The organism is Primorskyibacter flagellatus (genome assembly GCF_014638275.1).
In the GTDB taxonomy this organism is placed as follows: Bacteria; Pseudomonadota; Alphaproteobacteria; order Rhodobacterales; family Rhodobacteraceae; genus Pseudooceanicola; species Pseudooceanicola flagellatus_A.
The window spans coordinates 1,616,282-1,630,938 of record NZ_BMFJ01000001.1 but is presented as its reverse complement, the minus strand read 5'-3'; the positions used below and the strand labels follow the sequence as shown (position 1 = coordinate 1,630,938).

Below are 14,657 nucleotides of genomic sequence, written 5' to 3'. Positions count from 1 at the left end.
AGCGTGGCCCGGAGCGGGACCGCGCCATGGGAGGAGAACCAATGAAACGCATTCTTGCGGCGAGCGTGCTCGCCATCACGGCCGCCGGCACCCTGCATGCCGAAAGCCTGAAGCTGTCCCACCAGTGGTCCGAAGGCGATGTCCGCCACAAGGTGGCCCAGATGGTCGCTGATGAGGTGAAGGCCGCCAATGTCGATCTGGAAATCCAGATCTACCCCAACCAGACGCTGTTCAAGGCGCGGGAGCAGTACACGCCCCTGTCGCGCGGCCAGCTCGACATGACCGTCTTTCCGCTGTCCTATGCAGGCGGCCAGCAGCCGGCCTACAACCTGACGCTCATGCCCGGTCTGGTGAAGAACCACGACCACGGCGCGCGGCTGTCGGCGTCGCCCTTCATGGAGAAGATCGAGGAGATCCTCGCAGGTGACGACGTGAAGACCCTTGTGCACGGCTACCTCGCCGGGGGCTTCGGATCCAACAAGGGTTGCATCACGAAGCCCGAGGACGTGCAGGGCGTGACCATCCGCGCTGCCGGGTCGAGCTTTGAGCAGATGCTGGCCGGGGCAGGGGCGTCGATCTCCTCCATGGCCTCGTCCGAGATCTACTCGGCCCTTCAGACCGGGGTGCTGGACGCGACCAACACCTCCTCCGAAAGCTTCCTGAGCTATCGGCTTTATGAACAGCTGAAGTGCTACACCCCCGCGGGCGAAACCGCGCTGTGGTTCATGTACCAGCCCATGCTGATCAACAAGACCACCTTCGACGGGCTGAACGAAGCGCAGCAGAAGGCGCTCATGGACGCCTCCGCCAAGGCCGAGGCCTGGTACCTGGAGCAGGCCAAGGACGGCGACGCCATCACGACAAAGGCCTTCGCTGATGCGGGTGTGGAAATCGCCGAAATGTCCCAGGCCGACTTTGATGCCTGGCGCGAGCTGGCCAAGACGACCTCCTACCCGGAGTTCGTGAAAGAGGTCGGCAACGGGCAGGAACTGCTCGATATGGCGCTGAGCGTCGAATGAGCGACCCGACCGCATATCGCCCGCCGCTGGTGCTTCGCGCACTGGCGGCGGTGTCGACCGCCTTTGGCATCGCCGCCGCCTTCATGATCCTGGCGGCGGTGCTTATCACCTGTCACATGATCTTCGTCCGCTCGGTCCTTGGCCAGTCGACGATCTGGCAGACCGAGGCCGTGATCTACCTTGTCATCGGCGCGACCCTTCTGGGGCTGTCCTACGTGCAGAAGCTGCGCGGCCATGTCGGCGTCGACCTGCTGCCGGGCCTGCTGCCCGTCGGCGCGCGCCGGGTGCTGGCGGTGATCGTCATGGCCCTGACCATCGCCATGGCCGCCGCGATGCTCTGGTACGGGTGGGAGATGTTCCACATGTCCTGGGAGCGGAACTGGAAATCGGAATCCGTCTGGAAATTCCCGCTCTGGATCACCTATCTGACCGTCCCGCTCGGCTTCGGCCTCTACCTGATTCAACTGCTCGCGGACCTCTGGCTGGCGGCCTTCGCCCCGCCGGAAGCTCTGCCCGTGCCTCATCCCGAACGGAGTCCCGACTGATGGATCCCCTTCTGACCGGAGCGCTGATCGCCATTGTCACCGTGATCGTGCTCTTCTCCGGCGTCTCCGTCGCCGTTGGCCTGCTGCTGGTCGCCACGCTGTTCCTGCTGGTCTTCGACGGGCCGCGGTCCCTTCAGGCCCTGCCGGAGCTGTTCTACGGCGAGCTCAACTCCTTCGCCCTGCTGTCGATCCCGATGTTCATCATCATGGGGGCCTCAATCGCATCCACCCGCGCAGGGCCCGATCTGTACGAGGCGCTTGAACGCTGGCTGACGCGGGTGCCCGGCGGGCTGCTGGTGTCCAACCTCGGCGCCTGCGCGCTTTTCGCTGCCATGTCCGGATCGTCGCCCGCCACCTGCGCCGCCATCGGCAAGATGGGTATCCCAGAGATGCGCCGCCGTGGCTATCCGGCCGAGGTCGCCGCGGGATCCATCGCCGCAGGCGGTACGCTTGGCATCCTCATCCCGCCCTCGGTGACCATGATCGTCTACGGCATCGCCACCGAAACCTCGATCGGGCGGCTGTTTCTGGCCGGGGTGATCCCCGGCCTGCTGCTGACGGGTCTGTTCATCGCATGGGCGATCTTCGACACCTGGCGGCGCGGTGCGGCCACCTCGGCCCTCGCCGGCATGCGCTACACGTGGCGCCAGAAGGTCGAGATCCTGCCCCGGGTCATCCCCTTCCTGCTGATCATCGTCGGCGTTCTGGTCGCGCTCTACGGCGGCATCGCCACGCCGTCGGAGACCGCCGCTGTCGGGGCGCTGCTCTGCATCGTCGCGGCCATGGTGATCTACCGCATGTTCTCGGGGCAGGAACTGTGGATGGTGCTGCGCGATTCCACCAAGGAATCCGTGATGATCCTTTTCATCATCGGCGCGGCAGGGGTCTTCTCCTTCATGCTGTCTTCGCTTCTGGTGACGCAGTCCGTTGCCCAGTGGATCGCGGCGCTGTCGGTGAACAAATGGGTGCTGATGGCGATCATCAACCTGTTCCTGCTGGTCGCAGGCTTCTTCCTGCCCCCCGTAGCGGTGATCCTGATGTCGGCGCCGATCCTGCTGCCGATCATCACCGCCGCCGGGTTCGATCCCTACTGGTTCGCGGTCATCGTCACGATCAACATGGAGATCGGGCTCATCACTCCGCCGGTCGGGCTGAACCTCTATGTGATTAACGGCATAGCACCTGACATCAGTCTCAAGCAGGTTCTGCTGGGGTCGCTGCCCTTCGTCGGTTGCATGATCGTGGCCATCGTGATCCTCTCGATGTTCCCCGCCCTCGCCACCTGGTTGCCAACCGCCGTCATGGGAGTCGCTTTATGAGCCTTCTGTCCGATGTCCTTGCCACCATCTTCGCCCGCCAGTCCCGCAAGGCCCTGCCACCGCCCTCCAAGCAGACGACGGAGGCCCTGATCGAGGAGCTTCTGTCCACGCAGGGCGAAGTCTCCGGCATGACCGCTGCCGCGCAGATCCTCGACAGGTTCGCGGGGATGGACGATGCGGCCAAGCTGGCCTTCTTCGACCATCTGGCAGGCGACCTCGGCATCGACCCGGCAAAGGTGCGCGCTGCGCTGGATGCGTTCGAAGGCGAGCCGTCCCAGAAGAACTACGCCGCCTTCCTCGCCACGGCCGAACCCGCCCGACAGGAACTGGCCCGCCGGCTGAATCGCGTGCCGGGCGCGACGCCGCAGCTTGTCGCGATGCGTTCCGACCTGCTGCGCCTGATCCCGCGCAACGATCCCCGCGCGCGCATCGACCTGGACTTCCAGCACCTCTTCGCCTCGTGGTTCAACCGGGGTTTCCTTGTTCTGCGTCCGATCAGCTGGCAGAGCCCGGCCTATATCCTGGAGAAGATCATCGCCTACGAAGCCGTCCACGCCATCGACAGCTGGGACGACCTGCGCCGACGGGTCGAACCGACCGACCGACGCTGTTTCGCTTTCTTCCACCCCGCCATGCCGGACGAACCGCTGATCTTCGTCGAGGTCGCCTTGACCCGCGGCATTCCCGGTTCGGTCCAGCGTCTTCTGGCCGAGGATCGCCAGCCCCTTGCCGCCGAGGAGGCCGACACCGCCGTCTTCTATTCCATCTCCAACTGTCAGGCGGGGCTCGCGGGGATCTCCTTCGGCAACTCGCTCATCAAGCAGGTGGCGGAGGATCTCTCCGCCGAGCTGCCCAACATCGACACCTTCGTCACCCTGTCGCCCATCCCGACCCTGACCCGCTGGATGAAGGAAGAGGGCATCGACCCGGCGACGCTGGACGCCGACGCCCTGCGCGCGACCGCCGCGCGCTTCCTGCTGACGGCCAAGCGCGGCGACGGCATGCCCTACGATCCGGTCACCCGCTTCCATCTTGGCAACGGGGCCTATGTCCACGCGGTACACGCAGAGGCCGATACTTCACCCAAGGGCCTGGCGGAAAGCGCCGGGGCCATGGTGAACTACCGCTACGACCCTGATACATTTGTTGAAAACCACGAACGCTTTGCCGGGGCGAAAGAGGTTGTGGCGGCGCGCGATGTCCGTGCCCTGCTGCAATCCGCCGCCGCGGCCTGAGGACCAGGAAGACCATGACCAACCCCCTTTACGACCGCCTGTTTGCGCCGCTTGCCAGCCGCGACTCCGACCTGCTGCTGCTCGCAGACGGCACCGCGATCTCGGGGCGGGCCTTCCTGTCCCGCGTGCACCGGCTGGCCAATGCCCTGACCGGCGCGGGCCTGAAGCCCGGCGACCGGCTGGCGGTGCAGGTCGAAAAGTCGCCCGAGGCGCTGGCGCTCTACGGGGCCTGCGTCGCCGCCGGGGTGGTCTTTCTGCCGCTCAACACCGCTTACACGGCAGCGGAACTTGAGTATTTCATCACCGACAGCGAGGCCGGCGCCGTGGTCTGCGGCCCCGCCGCCGAAACGACCGTACGCGGCATCACCTCCGTCCCCGTACTGACGCTGGACGCCGCGGGGCAGGGCACGCTGACCGACGCCGCCGACAGGGCCGCCGACAGCTTCGCTCCCGTGGACCGCGCCCGCGACGACCTTGCCGCGCTGCTTTACACGTCCGGCACCACGGGGCGGTCCAAGGGCGCGATGCTGAGCCAGTGGAACCTGCTCTCCAACACCGAAGTCCTCGTGACCGAATGGCGGTTCACCGAGGCCGACATCCTGCTGCACGCCCTGCCGATATTCCACACGCACGGGCTGTTCGTGGCCTCCAACGTCGTGCTGGCCTCTGGCGGGACGATGGTATTCCTGCCCAGGTTCGATGCCGACACGGTCATCAAATGGCTGCCCCGGGTGACTTCCATGATGGGCGTGCCGACCTTCTACACCCGGCTCCTGTCAGACGCGCGCTTCACGAAAGACCTGACCGCGAACATGCGGCTCTTCACCTCCGGCTCCGCGCCCCTGCTGGCCGAGACGCACCGCGAGTTCGAGGCGCGCACCGGCCACCGCATCCTTGAACGCTACGGGATGACCGAAACCAACATGAACACCTCCAATCCATACGACGGCGACCGCCGCGCCGGCACTGTCGGCTTCCCGCTGCCGGGGGTGGAGCTGAAGATCACCGACCCCGAGACCGGCGCGACCCTGCCGGACGGCGAGGCCGGGCTGATCGAGGTGCGCGGCGACAACGTTTTTCAGGGTTACTGGCGCATGCCGGAAAAGACGGCCGCCGAACTGCGCGCCGACGGTTTCTTCATCACCGGCGACATCGGCACGGTGGACGGCGACGGTTATGTCCACATCGTCGGCCGGGCCAAGGACCTGATTATCTCGGGCGGTTACAACATCTACCCGAAGGAGATCGAGCTGCTGCTCGACGAACAGCCCGGCGTTCTGGAAAGCGCAGTGATCGGCGTGCCCCATCCGGATTTCGGGGAAGGGGTCGTCGCGGTTCTCGTCGCCGCGCCGGGGCAGAGCATCGACGCCGACGCGATCCGCTCTGTCGCCTCGGACCGGCTGGCCAAGTTCAAGCAGCCCAAAGTGATCGAGGTCGTGCCCGAGCTTCCCCGCAACACCATGGGCAAGGTGCAGAAGAACCTCCTGCGCGACCAGTTCGCCGGCGTCTTCACCGGCTGATCGGGGCAGGGCGCTTTTGCCCTTTCCAGCACCCGCCCGCCGGGGTTGAATGCCCCGGAGGGAGGATCCATGCCCAGCATCAACCGCATCGTCATGCGCCAGTCCAGCCGCCGCTGGATCAACGATCTCGACCCCGGGTCGCTGAGCGTGGCCGAGATCAGCGGCAAATGGGGCGAACAGTTCCCCTTCCGCGACTACAGCGCCTTCCGCTATCCAGAATACGACATCTGCGCCGGGCCTTTCGCGGGGGCGGACGGCAGGCCGCTGAAATTCGACCTCATCATCGCCGATCAGGTCTGGGAACATCTCGACCGGCCCTATGCCGCGCTGAAGAACGTGTACCGGATGTTGCGCAGGGGCGGGCATTTCTACATCGCCACGCCCTTCTTCATCCCCTATCACGGCGCGCCGATCGACTGTTCCCGCTGGTCGGCCCGCGGCCTGACGAACCTGCTGATCGAAGGCGGCTTTCCCGAGGACGGCATCCGCGCGGATCAATGGGGCAATCGTCACGCCGCGGCCCGCAATCTCGAATCTCCCTGGCCGCCGGAATACCAACATGGCGAGGATATCAAGAATGATCCCGATTTCCCTATGGTGGCCTGGGCGATTGCAAGAAAGTAGCGATGGCCCTGCGGTCCCCTGACGGCCTCTGCGAGCCTCGATCAATTCATTTGACGGAGGGGCAGCCTTCGGTAGAATGTGCCGCATATTTTCCAGTTATTATAGGATCAGTTACCATGAAATCCCTGATTGCAGCTGCCCTCCTCGCACTCCTCGGCGCAGTTCCCGCATCCGCCTTCACCGTCGCCGGAAATGGCAATGTCTGGCTCTCCGGCATGCCGGCGGGAACGTCGCATCTGGGCGACTCCGTTCCGGACCAAAGCCCGACACAATACTCAGGTCCCGCCTTCAGCGCCGGCGACATCCTGACGTTTTCCGTGACCGGCGGCGTCAGCTTCAGCGGCGGCACCCCGTCCACCGGCCCCGATGGCAGTGCCTCCTTCACCTATCATTCCGGCGGTGCCGTGTTCGGCATTTCGGGTGCCCGCGCGCCGATCAACGGCCTGGTCGCCGTCTTTCTAGGGGACGACCAACCGGACGGAACGGCCGCTCCGGCCGACCTCGATTTCGTCGGCGGTCTGGACTTCACCAGCCTCAGCCCGCTGCTCAAGCAGGTGTTCTTCATCGGTGACGGCATGGGCACCGGTGGCGTGCAGGAATTTGTCGTACCTGTCGGCGCAACCCGTCTGTTCATGGGCGGCATGGACGGCTTCGGCTGGTACAACAACACCGGCAGCTTCGAGGTCAACGCGACCAACCTGAGCGCCCCCGCCGTTCCGCTGCCCGCCGGTCTGCCGCTTCTGCTAACCGCCTTCGGGGCCGCCGCCCTGCTGCGCCGCCGCAAGGCCTGAGCGCGGTTCAACCGCCCATCCCCGCGCCGCTGGAGCCTTGTGCATCGGCGGCGTACTTCATGTTCCGCTAATGTTCTCATTTTTCACTTGGAAGCGCCCGGCTCGTAAACTATCTCTTAGGCACTGATCGCCGGGGGGCACATGGCCGAGCTGAAGAACATCGAGGTGCGCGGCGCGCGCGAACATAACCTCAAGAATATCGACGTCGATATTCCGCGTAACGAACTTGTTGTTATCACGGGGCTTTCCGGATCCGGGAAGTCCTCTCTCGCCTTCGACACCATCTATGCCGAAGGCCAGCGCCGCTATGTGGAATCGCTGTCCGCCTATGCCCGCCAGTTCCTCGACATGATGGAAAAGCCGGATGTGGATCACATCTCCGGCCTCAGCCCCGCCATTTCCATCGAACAGAAGACCACGTCCAAGAACCCCCGTTCCACCGTCGGCACGGTGACAGAGATTTACGACTACCTCCGCCTGCTCTTCGCCCGCGTCGGCACGCCCTACAGCCCCGCCACCGGCGACCCGATCGAGGCGCAGCAGGTGCAGGACATGGTCGACCGCGTCATGGGAATGGAGGAAGGCACGCGCGGCTATCTCCTCGCCCCGATCATCCGCGACCGGAAGGGGGAGTACCGCAAGGAGTTCCTCGAACTCCGCAAGCAGGGCTTCCAGCGGGTGAAGGTCGACGGCGCGTTCTACGAACTGGACGAACCGCCCACGCTCGACAAGAAGCTGCGCCATGACATCGACGTGGTGGTCGACAGGCTTGTGGTGCGCGAGGGGATGGAGACGCGGCTGGCCGACAGCTTCCGCACCGCGCTGGACCTTGCCGACGGCATCGCGATCCTGGAAACCGCCCCGCGCGACGACAGCGACGCAGCGTCCGAACGCATCACCTTCTCGGAAAAATTCGCCTGCCCGGTCAGCGGCTTTACAATCCCCGAGATCGAGCCGCGCCTTTTTTCCTTCAACGCCCCGTTCGGGGCCTGCCCGGACTGCGGCGGCCTTGGGGTTGAGCTGTTCTTCGACGACCGCCTTGTCGTGCCCGACGCCACCCTGCGCATCGCCGACGGCGCGCTTGCCCCGTGGCGCAAGGGGAAATCCCCGTATTTCCTCCAGACCATCGAGGCCATCGCGAAGCACTACGACTTCGACAAGAAGGCCCGCTGGAAGGACCTGCCCGAAAAGGTACATGAGGTCTTCCTGCGCGGCTCGGGCGACGAGGAAATCCAGTTCCGCTATGACGAGGGCGGCCGGGTCTATCAGGTCTCCCGGACCTTCGAAGGCGTCATCCCCAACATGGAACGCCGTTACCGCGAGACCGACAGCAACTGGGTCCGCGAGGAGTTCGAGCAATACCAGAACAACCGCCCCTGCGGCACCTGCCACGGCTACCGGCTCAAGCAGGAGGCGCTGGCGGTCAAAATCGGCCCCGCGAAGGACAAGGCGAAACTGCTGCACATCGGTCAGGTCGTGCAGATGTCCATCCGTGAGGCCTATGACTGGTGCCAGACCGTCCCGGACAACCTGACCAACCAGAAGAACGAAATCGCCCGCGCCATCCTGAAGGAGATCCGCGAGCGGCTCGGCTTCCTCAACAACGTCGGGCTGGAATACCTCACGCTGTCCCGCAACTCCGGCACGCTGTCGGGCGGGGAAAGCCAGCGCATCCGCCTTGCCTCGCAGATCGGCTCGGGGCTGACCGGGGTGCTCTACGTGCTGGACGAACCCTCCATCGGCCTGCACCAGCGCGACAACGGGCGGCTTCTGACCACGCTGAAGAACCTGCGCGATCAGGGCAACACGGTGATCGTCGTCGAACATGACGAAGAGGCCATCCGCGAGGCTGACTATGTTTTCGACATCGGCCCCGGGGCGGGGGTGCACGGCGGCAACGTCGTCTCTCACGGCACGCCGGAGGCGATTGCCGCCGACCCGGCCAGCCTGACCGGACAGTATCTTGCCGGCACGCGCGAGATCGCCGTGCCCGCGGAACGCCGCAAGGGCAACAAGAAGAAGCTGACCGTGGTGAAGGCGACCGGCAACAACCTCAAGGACGTGACCGCCGACTTCCCGCTTGGCAAGTTCGTCTGCGTCACTGGCGTCTCCGGCGGGGGCAAGTCCACGCTGACGATCGAGACGCTGTTCAAGACCGCGTCGATGCGGCTGAACGGTGCCCGCCAGACCCCGGCCCCCTGCGAAACGATCAAAGGTCTCGAACACCTCGACAAGGTCATCGACATCGACCAGCGCCCGATTGGCCGGACGCCCCGGTCCAACCCCGCCACCTACACCGGCGCCTTCACCCCGATCCGCGACTGGTTCGCAGGCCTGCCCGAGGCGAAGGCGCGCGGGTACAAGGCCGGGCGGTTCAGCTTCAACGTGAAGGGCGGCCGGTGCGAGGCCTGCCAGGGCGACGGCGTCATCAAGATCGAAATGCACTTCCTGCCCGACGTTTACGTCACGTGCGAAACCTGCCAGGGCAAGCGTTACAACCGCGAAACGCTCGAGATCAGGTTCAAGGGAAAGTCCATCGCCGACGTGCTCGACATGACCGTCGAGGACGCGCAGGACTTCTTCGCCGCCGTCCCGTCGATTCGCGAGAAGATGGATGCGCTGGTCCGCGTTGGCCTCGGCTATATCAAGGTGGGCCAGCAGGCGACGACGCTGTCGGGCGGGGAAGCGCAGCGGGTCAAGCTCTCGAAAGAGCTGTCCAAACGGTCCACCGGCCGCACGCTCTACATCCTCGACGAACCGACCACGGGGCTGCATTTCGAGGACGTGCGCAAGCTGCTCGAGGTGTTGCACGAATTGGTGGATCAGGGGAATTCGGTCATCGTGATCGAACACAACCTCGACGTCATCAAGACCGCCGACTGGCTGATCGACATCGGTCCCGAGGGCGGCGACGGCGGCGGAGAGATCGTGGCTACCGGCACCCCGGAAGAAGTCGCAGAGGTGGAGCGGAGCCACACCGGACGATACCTCATCCCGATGCTGAAGGCGGGTCGGGTGGCGGCGGAATAGCGCCTGCCGCACCGCCGCCCGGCGTGAACCGGGCCGACCCCTTGCGCGTTGAAGGTCATACAACAGCAAAGGAGCCCGCCATGGCTGTCAGCCTGGTCAGAACCGTCGCCTATGGCGTCGTCATCGCCCTCGTAACCCGCCAGGTGTCGCAGTGGCTGGAGCAGTCCGCCCGTGCCGCCGAACCCCTGCCACCCGCCCCTCCGCTAGAGCCCGCCCTTGCCCCCGCAGCGGGCGCGGAACAGAACCCGCCGCCGCAGCAGGTGCGCAACGCCGGACCGGAGGAGCAAAAGGAACCGCCCGCCAATTGGGACGACGTGGACGAGGCCAACGACGAAAGTTTCCCCGCCAGCGATCCGCCCGGAAACTACTAAAGCAGCTCAGCGCCGGGTGATATGTGGATTTACGTAGTCCAGCACCCGGCGCGAGCGTAGCTCTGCCCGGTAGATGTCCCTGTCGACCGCGAAATAGGTCCAGCCATCGCGGGGCCGGGGCAGGCCGTAGCGGGTCGGGTTCATCAGGATCAGGCTGTCATCGGGAAGACGATCGCCGCGCGCGATGATGTCGTGACGCGACCCATAGACATTGCGCGCCGGGACCCCGTTCCGGAGCCGCCGGTCCGGTCGGAAATGCGGCCGCGGGTCGCGGTGGCGGGGTCCGGCGATCACGATATTGATTTCGGGTGAGGCGGTGACGAACCGTGCCCCGATATCACCGCGCTGCTGATCCGGGTCCGGCCCGACGTAGATGCAGCGCACGCGAAGACCCGCGGTTGCGCAGTCGGCAACGGCGGGCAGGGCTGCAAAGGTCAGCAGCAGGGAAAGCAGGGCCGTTCGTGTCATCGCTCATCCCCCAGTGGCGTCGTCCAACATCGGCGTCGTCAAGCATCGCACGGGCCAGTGTCGCACGGGCCGAGCCCTTGAAAAAAGGGCAAAAACCCATGCGACAGGGAAACAGTCAGTTGAGGATTGCCGAAACCGCACCGATCAGCGCCAGCACTTCCTGCGTTTCCCGGTTCACCTGAAAGACATTTCCGTCGATCCGGTAGTAGGTCCCGTAGGGATCAAGCCCGTAGCGGCCCGGGTCGCGCACCAGCACGTAGCGATCCCCGTAATACGCCGGGTCGAGATATTCGCCCACGCGGATCACATGGTCATGGTCATGCCGGTGGTCATCGCCAAGCACCTGTTTCTTCGCAAGGCCCGGCGGCACACAGGCCGGGGACTTCTTGGCCAGACCCGGGGGGCAACCGGCAGAGGCATGGACAGCCTGATGGCCGCGGAAGGATTTGGCCTTGTTGCCGTGATCGTTCTTGGCAATCGCAAGGCCGGGAACCGCGAGAAGGGCGACCGTGAGGGGCAGGATGATGCGTTTCATGAGAAACCTCCGTCTTTGCGGAATAAAGCGCCCGCACCCTCCGGAGGTTCCATCATCAGCCTTGTGCCGCCTGAGCGGCGTTGCGCTCAGGTCACGCCTCAGCCCCGTCCGCGCTTCTCGAACCGGGGCAGCATAGCACTGAAATCCATACCTTTTCCATCCTCGTCTTCGACAAACCGCGCATAAAGCGCCGTCGCCGCCTGGCCCATGGGCGTGTCGGCATCCGCCGCCTCCGCCGCCTGCTGGGACAGCCGCAGGTCCTTCAGCATCAGGTCCGCCGCGAAGCCGGGCTTGTAGTCGTTGTCCGCCGGGGATTTCGGCCCGATGCCAGGGGCAGGGCAATAGGCATTCATCGACCAGGAATAGCCCGAGGAGGTCGAGACCACGTCGAACATCGCCTGTCGGTCCAGGCCCAGCTTGTCGGCCAGTGCGAAGGCCTCGCAGGTGGCGATCATGGTCACGCCGAGGATCATGTTGTTGCAGATCTTCGCCGCCTGCCCGTTGCCCGATGGCCCGCAGTGCACTGCCTTCTGCCCCATGATGTCGAACAGCGGCTTGGCCTTGCCGAAGGCGGCCTCGCTGCCGCCAACCATGAAGGTCAGCGTGCCGCCCTGCGCCCCGCCGATCCCGCCCGAGACCGGCGCATCCAGCGCCAGCAACCCCGCGTCCTCGGCCGCCTGTGCAACGAACCGTGCGCTGTCCACATCCACCGTCGAACAGTCGAGGAAGACCGCGCCCTGTTTCATCGCCGGTACGATCTCGGCCGCGACGGCGCGCAGGATGGCCCCGTTCGGAAGCATGGTGATGACCACGTCCTGTTCCGCCGCAGCCGCCGCCGCGCTTTCTGCAAGTGTGACGCCGTCAATGGCGACACTGGCGGTATCATAGCCCGTCACCACATGTCCCGCCTTGGCGAGATTGGCCGCCATCGGCCCGCCCATGTTTCCAAGCCCGATGAATCCGATGTTCATGATCTCTCCTCCTCGAATGTCAGTTCTCCCCCCTCTGCGGGGGCCAGCATTGCCTCTGCCTCCGTCGCGGAGACGTCGCTCAGCGCGTTTTTCCAGCGTGGATTGCGGTCCTTGTCGATGATCTGCGCGCGGATGCCCTCAAGGAAATCTCCGTGCTGCATCGCCCGGCTCGTCACGCGGTACTCCAGCCGGAGCGCATCCCGGATCGTCGCACCGTCACCCAGTCTGGACAGCAGCGCCAGCGTAGTCGCCATGGCAAGCGGAGAATTGCGCCGGATCGCCTTCTGCGCGGCGGCGGAGAATGCGTCTTCCCGCCCTTCAAGGGCCTGCACCACTCCGGCCAGATCGTTGCAGAACGCATCGTCAATTGCCTCGGCCTGCGCCGCGAACTCTGCGGCAGGCGCAGTCGTTGCGCGGTAGGTCAAGGCACTGACATCCGCGGACGTTTCCAGGTCGGAGATCACGCCAGACCATTCGTTCTGAGGAATGAACACATCCGCGAAACCCGCCCGGATCGCGTCCCCGGGACCCATGCGCGCCGCCGTCAGGCCGAGATAGGCGCCAAGCCATCCCGGCGCACGCGCCAGCAGCAGCGACCCGCCCACGTCCGGCACCAGACCGATGCCGCACTCCGGCATGGCGATCTGCGTGCTGTCGCAGACGACGCGATGCGACGCGTGGCAGCCGACACCGACACCGCCGCCCATCACGAACCCCTGCAGGAAGCTGACGACCGGCTTGGGATATTCCGCCAGCCGCGCGTTCATCCGGTATTCGTCCTGCCAGAACTGCCGGCCATAGGCAAAATCTCCTGCCAGCCCGGTCTCGTAGAGTTTCTGGATGTCCCCGCCGGCGCAGAAGGCCTTGTCCCCTTCCGCGTCGATTATAACCAGAGCGACGGACGGATCCGCGGCCCAGTCCTTCAACGCCGCGTCCATCGACAGGACCATGTCATAGGTCAGCGCGTTCAGCGCCTTGGCCCGTGTCAGCGTGATCCGCCCTGCGACGCCGCTGCGCCGGATATGGATGTCCCCGCTCATGCCGCGATCAACTGGCGGGCGACGATCAGGCGCATGATCTCGTTGGTGCCTTCAAGGATCTCGTGCACGCGAAGGTCGCGCACGAGCTTCTCGATTCCGTAATCCGCCAGATAGCCATAGCCGCCATGCATCTGCAGGCAGTCGTTGACCACATGCGACCCCGCCTCGGTCACGAACTTCTTCGCCATGGCACAGAACTTGGTGGCATCCGGCGCGCCCTGATCCAGCTTCCACGCCGCCTGGCGTAGGAAGGTGCGGGCGGCCTGAAGCTCTATCTCCATGTCCGCCAGCCGGAACTGCAGAGCCTGAAACTGGTTGATCGGCTTTCCGAAGGCCTCGCGTTCCGCCATGTAAGCCAGCGTCAGGTTCAGCGCGGTCTGGGCGGCACCAAGCGAACAGGCGGCGATGTTCAGGCGCCCGCCGTCCAGCCCCTTCATCGCATAAGTGAATCCCTGACCCTCCTCGCCAACTAGGTTGTCTGAAGAAATATCGCAATTGTCGAACTGGACCTGCCGGGTCGGCTGACTGCGCCAGCCCATTTTATCTTCCAGCTTGCCGAAGGAAAGCCCCTCCGTGCCGTCCTCGACATAGACTGTCGATACACCCTTGGGGCCCGCGTCTCCGGTCCTGACCATCACGACATAGGCGTCCGAATAGCCCCCGCCCGAGATGAAGGCCTTGGTCCCGTTCAGCCGGTATCCCTCGTTCGTCCGCTCCGCCCGCGTGCGCAGGGCAACCGCATCGGACCCTGACCCGGGCTCGGTCAGGCAGTAGGACAGCACCGTATCCATGGAAATCACGCCGGGCAGCACCCGCGCGCGCAACTCTTCCGAGGCGAAGGCGTCGATCATTCGTGCGCACATGTTGTGGATCGACAGGAACGCCGCGACAGAGGGGCAGGCCATAGACAGCGCCTCGAACACCAGCGTCGCATCGAGCCGGCCCAGCCCCGCGCCGCCGTTCTCCTCGCTCACGTAGAGTCCGCCGAAGCCGAGCGCACCGATTTCGGGCCAGAGCTCCTTGGGGATCGTGCCGGCGGCCTCCCACTCCCGTGCATGCGGCGCGATGCGCTCCTGTCCGAAGGCATGGGCCATGTCGAAGATGGCCTGCTGTTCCTCTGTCAGTCCGAAGTTCACGGTCGAATCCCCCCTTGCGGTCGTGTCCTGTCACCGGCCCCGCCCGGCCGCAC

At 65.2% G+C, this 14,657-nt stretch carries 14 protein-coding genes; 9 read left to right on the top strand and 5 right to left on the bottom strand.

Annotated features, from left to right (window positions below):
• Positions 1 to 41: 41 nt before the first annotated feature.
• The 9 genes from dctP to IEV87_RS22795 all read left to right on the top strand — a co-directional run bounded on the left by dctP (position 42) and on the right by IEV87_RS22795 (position 10,454).
• Positions 42 to 1,019, top strand: coding sequence for a TRAP transporter substrate-binding protein DctP (dctP, locus tag IEV87_RS08005; RefSeq protein WP_188477123.1), 978 nt, complete (start codon positions 42 to 44; stop codon positions 1,017 to 1,019).
• Positions 1,016 to 1,564: a TRAP transporter small permease subunit gene (locus IEV87_RS08000; protein WP_188477122.1), complete on the top strand. Its 549-nt coding sequence runs from the start codon at positions 1,016 to 1,018 to the stop codon at positions 1,562 to 1,564. The genes dctP and IEV87_RS08000 overlap by 4 nt, the downstream gene beginning before the upstream one ends.
• On the top strand, positions 1,564 to 2,883 hold the full coding sequence (locus IEV87_RS07995) for a TRAP transporter large permease (RefSeq protein WP_188477121.1): 1,320 nt from the start codon (positions 1,564 to 1,566) through the stop codon (positions 2,881 to 2,883). The genes IEV87_RS08000 and IEV87_RS07995 overlap by 1 nt, the downstream gene beginning before the upstream one ends.
• Positions 2,880 to 4,118 (top strand): malonyl-CoA decarboxylase, encoded by a 1,239-nt coding sequence (locus tag IEV87_RS07990; RefSeq protein WP_188477120.1) that lies wholly within the window; start codon positions 2,880 to 2,882, stop codon positions 4,116 to 4,118. The genes IEV87_RS07995 and IEV87_RS07990 overlap by 4 nt, the downstream gene beginning before the upstream one ends.
• Positions 4,119 to 4,132: 14 nt before the next feature.
• The gene (locus tag IEV87_RS07985) at positions 4,133 to 5,638 is read left to right on the top strand and encodes a malonate--CoA ligase (protein WP_188477119.1); all 1,506 of its coding nucleotides are present in this window, start codon (positions 4,133 to 4,135) and stop codon (positions 5,636 to 5,638) included.
• Positions 5,639 to 5,707: 69 nt separating this feature from the next.
• Positions 5,708 to 6,262: a methyltransferase domain-containing protein gene (locus IEV87_RS07980; RefSeq protein ID WP_188477118.1), complete on the top strand. Its 555-nt coding sequence runs from the start codon at positions 5,708 to 5,710 to the stop codon at positions 6,260 to 6,262.
• Positions 6,263 to 6,378: 116 nt separating this feature from the next.
• The gene (locus IEV87_RS07975; protein WP_188477117.1) at positions 6,379 to 7,053 is read left to right on the top strand and encodes a VPLPA-CTERM sorting domain-containing protein; all 675 of its coding nucleotides are present in this window, start codon (positions 6,379 to 6,381) and stop codon (positions 7,051 to 7,053) included.
• Positions 7,054 to 7,194: 141 nt separating this feature from the next.
• Positions 7,195 to 10,083: an excinuclease ABC subunit UvrA gene (uvrA, locus tag IEV87_RS07970; RefSeq protein WP_188477116.1), complete on the top strand. Its 2,889-nt coding sequence runs from the start codon at positions 7,195 to 7,197 to the stop codon at positions 10,081 to 10,083.
• 80 nt (positions 10,084 to 10,163) lie between these two features.
• Positions 10,164 to 10,454: a hypothetical protein gene (locus tag IEV87_RS22795; RefSeq protein WP_229737475.1), complete on the top strand. Its 291-nt coding sequence runs from the start codon at positions 10,164 to 10,166 to the stop codon at positions 10,452 to 10,454.
• A 6-nt stretch (positions 10,455 to 10,460) separates the two neighbouring features.
• On the opposite strand, the gene IEV87_RS07960 is transcribed toward IEV87_RS22795, so the two are convergent.
• From IEV87_RS07960 to IEV87_RS07940, 5 genes are all read right to left on the bottom strand, one after another.
• The gene (locus IEV87_RS07960) at positions 10,461 to 10,922 is read right to left on the bottom strand and encodes a hypothetical protein (protein WP_188477115.1); all 462 of its coding nucleotides are present in this window, start codon (positions 10,920 to 10,922) and stop codon (positions 10,461 to 10,463) included.
• Positions 10,923 to 11,037: 115 nt separating this feature from the next.
• Positions 11,038 to 11,457 carry an RcnB family protein gene (locus IEV87_RS07955; protein WP_229737474.1) on the bottom strand — a complete coding sequence of 140 codons (420 nt, stop codon included), beginning with the start codon at positions 11,455 to 11,457 and terminating at the stop codon, positions 11,038 to 11,040.
• Positions 11,458 to 11,555: 98 nt separating this feature from the next.
• Positions 11,556 to 12,428 carry a 3-hydroxyisobutyrate dehydrogenase gene (mmsB, locus tag IEV87_RS07950; RefSeq protein WP_188477114.1) on the bottom strand — a complete coding sequence of 291 codons (873 nt, stop codon included), beginning with the start codon at positions 12,426 to 12,428 and terminating at the stop codon, positions 11,556 to 11,558.
• Positions 12,425 to 13,468: an enoyl-CoA hydratase/isomerase family protein gene (locus IEV87_RS07945; protein WP_188477113.1), complete on the bottom strand. Its 1,044-nt coding sequence runs from the start codon at positions 13,466 to 13,468 to the stop codon at positions 12,425 to 12,427. Before IEV87_RS07945 ends, mmsB begins: the two co-directional genes overlap by 4 nt.
• Positions 13,465 to 14,604, bottom strand: a complete 1,140-nt coding sequence (locus IEV87_RS07940) for an acyl-CoA dehydrogenase family protein (RefSeq protein ID WP_188477112.1) — start codon at positions 14,602 to 14,604, stop codon at positions 13,465 to 13,467. The genes IEV87_RS07945 and IEV87_RS07940 overlap by 4 nt, the downstream gene beginning before the upstream one ends.
• Positions 14,605 to 14,657 lie beyond the last annotated feature (53 nt).